The sequence below is a fragment of the Bradyrhizobium sp. genome, assembly GCF_050014615.1.
Classification (GTDB): domain Bacteria; phylum Pseudomonadota; class Alphaproteobacteria; order Rhizobiales; family Xanthobacteraceae; genus Bradyrhizobium.
The window spans coordinates 1-5254 of record NZ_JBEKCZ010000285.1 but is presented as its reverse complement, the minus strand read 5'-3'; the positions used below and the strand labels follow the sequence as shown (position 1 = coordinate 5254).

Sequence of the window (5254 nt, the reverse complement as noted above, 5' to 3'; positions counted from 1 at the left end):
CGCCCGCGATCACTGACACATAACGAGATAACGGAGACACGCGACCCGGTCACATCCCCACCCCTCCCCGTCCCAGACCGGATCGCGCGCGGCCAGCTCTCCCCCAAGAGCTGGCCGCAACTTTTTTGCGGCCTGGAAATCCCGGCTTTGCAGCTGATGCGATCAGCCCGGGGCCCAGAACGCCGGCTCGTAAGCGTAGGCCGCGCCGGCCTTGACGACGTGACCGATCCCGGGAAACGGCACGTGGGCGCCGGCAATGGTCAATTTGTCGGTCGCCGCCATGTCGAACACTCTCTGACGCGTGGAAATTGCTGTCGGCGGATCGACGTCAAAGGCGATCGCCCACTCCGGATGGGCGAATTGAAGCGCATAGGAGTGAATGATATCGCCCCAGATCAGGAGCGTATCGCTGCCCGACGTGACCCGATACATGGTGTGGCCCGGCGTATGCCCCGGCGCCGAATGCGCGGTGATGCCGGGCACCACCTCCTGGCCATCGGTGATGAACCTGGTGTTTCCGGCGGCGATATAGGGCGAAACATTGGCGCGCGCCATGTCGAAGAACGGCTTGGCGTCGGCCGGCGCCTTTGCCGCAACTTCCTCGCTCAGCCAGAACTTGGTATCTGCTTCGCTGATGACGAACTGCGCCTTGGGGAAGGCGATCTTGCGCTCCGCGGTCAGCAACCCGCCAAAATGATCAGGGTGGACATGCGTCATCGCAACGACATCGACGCTGGCCGGATCGACGCCGAACGCGGCGAGATTGGCGGCGAAGCGTCCCATCGTCGGGCCCATCAAGTTGCCGGTGCCGCTGTCGATCAATACGAGCTTGTCGCCGGTGTTGACGAGGAATGCGTTGACCGCCGTCGGCGACTTGTCCGCGGGCAGTGACCGGCCCGACAGCAACTTTCCTGCCTCGGCCGGATCGGCGCCCAGGAACATCCCGACCGGAATTTCGAGCATCCCGTCATTAAGGGCGATGACCTCGAAAGCGCCGACCGCATGACGATAGGCGCCGGTGACCTGATGACCGGACAAAGCCGCCTTTGCCCAGGCTGGCCCGTGCGCGGCGGACAATGCGGCCGACCCGAGCAGACCGCCAACGACGAAACGACGAGTGAGCACCATTGGGAAACCTCCGATTGGGTTTTTCATGTTGCAAGGATGGACTATCAAGGATGGATTATTACAGGCGGCGTCCCCCAGCCACGATCACTGCATTTGGAACACCGAATTATCCGAGCTCACCTCACCAGGCTTGTGAAGGTCAATGACACCGCCGCCGCGATCGCCTCCCCTGCTCGTCCATGAAACCTAGTATTCCGACAATGAACTTATCAAGATAAATTCATTCCCCTGCCGATCTATTTTCCAGCCTCGTCGCACAACACAATAGAACTCCGTGATCGAGCGTAACGCCCGGATTCGTAGGCGACCCAGCCCGGCCGCAACTTTTTTGCGCCAACTGTGAACTGGATCACATCGGTCCGTACTTTCCCGGAGCATATGTAGCGTACCGGGCGGCGCAAGCCGATTTCAATGTCCGGGGCTGGCAAGGCCGTTGGCGTTATACTGCGCCGACGGCCTTGTTTTTATGCCCCGTTGCCGGATTGCCCCGAACCCGCGCCGGCCCGCCGACGGCTGATTTCTGGCAGCGCCTCGCAGGCTGGTGACTTGCGTTCGGCGGCAATTTGCCCGCTGTATGCGCACCCCAACCAGGAGGAATCCATCATGAGTGCCGACCCCATGCTGACATCAGATGTCATCGGATTGACAAAAGTCGCGCCGTTTTCGCGCCGCGGCTTCATGACTGCATCGGCCGCCGTGACGGCCGGCTACACCCTGGCCGCCGGTCCGGTCCGCGCCGACGTCATCACCACCGACACCGAGGGCCTCACCACCGGCGATGTAAAGATCAAGGTCGCCGACGGCGAGATGCCCGGCTATTTCGCGCGCCCGAAAGGCGTGGCCAATCCGCCGGTCGTGCTGGTGGCGATGGAGATTTTCGGCCTGCACGAATATATCAAGGACGTGACCCGACGCCTCGCCAAGCTCGGCGCGCTCGCGATCGCGCCGGATTATTATTATCGCAAGGGCGTCGACCTCACCAAGATTACCGACATTCCGGCGCTGCTGCCGATCGTGAATTCCAAGCCGGACGCGGAATTGCTGTCCGATCTCGACAGCACCGTCGCCTGGGCCAAGGCGCAGGGCGGCGACACCTCCCGGCTCGGCATTATCGGATTCTGCCGCGGCGGACGGACGGTCTGGGAATATTCCGCCCACAGCAGCGAGCTCAAGGCCGGTGTCGCATTTTACGGCCCGCCGGTCGATCCGCCGAACCCGCTCTGGCCGAAGAGCCCGACCCAGTTGGCCCCCGAGATGAAAGCCCCGGTGCTGGGCCTGTACGGCGAGGCCGATACCGGCATTCCCGTCGCCACCGTCGAGGCGCTGAAGACAGCGCTCGCCGAGGCCAAGAAGACCGCCGAGTTCAAGATCTATCCGGCCGCGCCGCACGGTTTCCATGCCGACTACCGCGCAAGCTATCGCAAGGAAGCCGCCGAGGACGGATGGAACCAGATGCAGGCCTGGTTCAAGAAGTACAAAGTGCTGAGCTGAGCAAAACGAAGTTCCAGAAATCTCAGCCAATTTCACACAAAAGGCGCGCGGCAATAACCGCGCGCCTTCCTAAAGAAAAATCGGTGTCTATCCGAAGCGATCGCTGTTGCGATGCGGCTTGGATGTTTGCTCGATCTCCCACAGCATCCACACAAAAGCGGTGCCCAGGCCGACGACGACGCCCAGGAACAACAATGTCAGGCCGGGGGTTGTGAGCGCGGTGAACATGGTGAGCATCCATGAGCTCAAGTCAGGCCAATCCAAATCAGGCCATCCAAGTGAGCTCCTGATCCACAAGTGAGCAAAGCAAGCGGCGTACCAGCCGATGGCACCAAAAAGCGGCCCGAAAAGCGGCTTCGGTGCAGAATACCCCAAAGCCGCTTGATTCTTCCCGCGCTCCGCGATCCCTCAACTTTAATTGACCATGAACTCCGGTCGACTCCGGCCCCGGCGGAATGCCTAGGCGGCAACATCCGCGATGTTGGCCTGATCGGTCCGGTCCTCGATCATGTTGAGCAGCATATGCGACTCACCGTCGGCAATCGGCAAGCGCCGCACCACGACCTTGCGTTGGCCGTTATTTGGCGTGCTGACGGTTCGGATGGCGGGTTCGCTTTCCAGATTTCCCGCGAGCGCCTCCCTGTCCAGACGCTCGATACTGTCGGCGGCATCCGCCGGAAACAGATCGCGCACCGACTTGCCGATGATCTGAATACGCGGCAGTCCCATCAATCTTTCGGCGGCCTTGTTGACAAAGGTGAAGCGCAAGGTGCGCGCGTCCTTGGCGACGATCGCTTCGGATATATTCTCAAGCACCGTGACCAGAAATCGTTCGGTCCGCTGCAGGATGCGCTCCGCCCGCTGCTGCTCGGTGACGTCCTCATGTGTCGCGACCCAGCCGCCGCCGGCCATCGGCTCTTCAGACACACGGAAGGCGCGGCCATCGGCCAATGCAAATTCGACGACGGAAGGCTTCCCCTTGGCGATTCGATCAAGGATGGTCGCTATGTATTTATCGACGTCATCCAGGAACAGGCCTTTCTCGGCGCGGTAGGCGAGAATGTCCCGCAGGGTGCATTCGGGCCCTATCAACTCCGCCGGCAGCTCATACATCGCCCGGTACCGCCGGTTGGTCATGAGAATCTTGCCCCTGGCGTCGATCATGACCAGGCCCTGAGCCATGTTGTTGATCGCCGCGCGAAGCTGCCATTTGGTCTCGAGATATTTGTCGTTCAGCCGGTTGCGTTCTCCGATTGCCGTATCGCGCTGCCGGGCGGTGCCGATTTCAAGCTGTTCAAGCTCCTGATTGCGGCATGTCGCGTCCCGGAAATTGCGCACCGCGCGGGCAAGATGCCCGATCTCGTCCGCGAATTCGACATGGGGAATGTCGAGGTCGGTCTTTCCGTCCGCGATTGCATCGGTCGCCGTAGCGATATCCGCCAACGGCGCAATGACGGAGCGCTTCACCACGACCACAGTGAGCGCAGTCAGCAGCAGTGCGCTCAAGCCCAGCAACGCCAGATACCAGGATGCCATCCAGGCCCGATCGGCGAGTTCTGTCACCAGCAACGTACGACCCTCGACAATTCTGGCAAAGGCCTCAAGATCGTTGCTGAGAGCTTCGCGCAAGGCGCGATTGGCTTCGTTGTCGCCCCACTCGCGTCCGGCCGCCGGGCTGATCTTGGTGGCTCTGCGAACCAGTTCGTTGCGAAAGTCGATGAACTGAAGAATTCGGAGCCTGAAGGCCGGAAACTGTCCCTCGTCGCCGAAATCAGCGGTCTTTTCCCATTCGTCGACGACGTCGGCGAGTTCGTGGTTGCGCCGCGAAAGCTCATCGGCGTATCGCCGCACGGCGCCGGGATCGGTCGACATATAGATGCCGCGCGATTCCATCACGATCGCGTAGATCAATGCGTTGACGCGCCCAATATTGACCGCGCTCGCCGCCGAGGTCGCAAGCGCGTGCCGGTATTCGGTCTGCAGGCGGACGGATTGGATCGACATCACCATCAGCAACGTCATCACGATGACCAGCAGCCCGACAATGGTGGAAATTTTTTCCGCTATACGAAGATTGCCGAACGCGTAGGCGGGCGCGCGGAGTAATTTCCAGATCCTGCTGATCCAGGCAGGGCGTTGTTCTGTATGCAGGTCGGCGGACATGGATAATCTCGGTTCGAGATGCAATCACCAACCATACCGCGCATTGCGCTACTGGAGCCTAAACGTGCATCCCCGTAATATAACGGGATCGAGCCGGTCAACATGCGCCGGTAGCGATCGATTAAGCATGTTTGAAGTGGTGGACGATGCTTTGACGGTGATCGGCACGCCGGTGGCCGCCACCTTCCTTCGGCAACGTGGCCTCCGGCAACCGCAGGGAGCAGATGGCGCATGCGCAAATTGATCGCCTTCGACGACGACACTTTCGACAGACTGAAGCAGCTCGCGCGCGACAGGATGGCGACTTTTCAGGAACTGGCCGACGAAGCCTTCGCCGATTTGCTCCGCAAGCACGGTATTCCGGTCGATCTCAAGGACGCGCTCCGCAAGAGCGCATCGCTCGCGGATACGCCGGGGAAGAACCGCACCAGATCGAAGCTATCCGGGAAAACCAGATCATAACACAGATCGT

The 5254-nt window shown here is 60.9% G+C and carries 5 protein-coding genes; 2 read left to right on the top strand and 3 right to left on the bottom strand.

Features of this window, described 5'->3' with window-relative positions; translation table 11 throughout:
• Positions 1–162: 162 nt before the first annotated feature.
• Positions 163–1128, bottom strand: a complete 966-nt coding sequence (locus tag ABR948_RS27995) for an MBL fold metallo-hydrolase (RefSeq protein ID WP_428124297.1) — start codon at positions 1126–1128, stop codon at positions 163–165.
• 678 nt (positions 1129–1806) lie between these two features.
• Here ABR948_RS27995 and ABR948_RS27990 point away from each other — a divergent pair.
• Positions 1807–2619: a dienelactone hydrolase family protein gene (locus ABR948_RS27990; RefSeq protein WP_428124299.1), complete on the top strand. Its 813-nt coding sequence runs from the start codon at positions 1807–1809 to the stop codon at positions 2617–2619.
• An 87-nt stretch (positions 2620–2706) separates the two neighbouring features.
• Here ABR948_RS27990 and ABR948_RS27985 read toward each other — a convergent pair whose 3' ends face one another.
• Together ABR948_RS27985 and ABR948_RS27980 are read right to left on the bottom strand one after the other, a co-directional pair.
• Positions 2707–2847 carry a hypothetical protein gene (locus tag ABR948_RS27985; protein WP_428124295.1) on the bottom strand — a complete coding sequence of 47 codons (141 nt, stop codon included), beginning with the start codon at positions 2845–2847 and terminating at the stop codon, positions 2707–2709.
• 231 nt (positions 2848–3078) lie between these two features.
• Complete coding sequence (locus ABR948_RS27980; RefSeq protein ID WP_428124293.1) at positions 3079–4782, bottom strand: PAS-domain containing protein; 1704 nt, start codon at positions 4780–4782, stop codon at positions 3079–3081.
• A gap of 231 nt (positions 4783–5013) precedes the next feature.
• Here ABR948_RS27980 and ABR948_RS27975 point away from each other — a divergent pair, with 231 nt between their 5' ends.
• A complete protein-coding gene (locus ABR948_RS27975; RefSeq protein WP_428124291.1) occupies positions 5014–5244 on the top strand; it encodes a hypothetical protein in 231 nt (76 codons plus the stop codon).
• Positions 5245–5254: the final 10 nt, after the last annotated feature.

Excerpts from the sequence above, each read along its gene's own strand:
- ABR948_RS27995 (WP_428124297.1), bottom strand. The coding sequence starts at position 1,128 with ATGGTGCTCACTCGTCGTTTCGTCGTTGGCGGTCTGCTCGGGTCGGCC.
- ABR948_RS27980 (WP_428124293.1), bottom strand. The coding sequence starts at position 4,782 with ATGTCCGCCGACCTGCATACAGAACAACGCCCTGCCTGGATCAGCAGG.
- ABR948_RS27975 (WP_428124291.1), top strand. The coding sequence starts at position 5,014 with ATGCGCAAATTGATCGCCTTCGACGACGACACTTTCGACAGACTGAAG.
- ABR948_RS27990 (WP_428124299.1), top strand. The coding sequence starts at position 1,807 with ATGACTGCATCGGCCGCCGTGACGGCCGGCTACACCCTGGCCGCCGGT.
- ABR948_RS27985 (WP_428124295.1), bottom strand. The coding sequence starts at position 2,847 with ATGTTCACCGCGCTCACAACCCCCGGCCTGACATTGTTGTTCCTGGGC.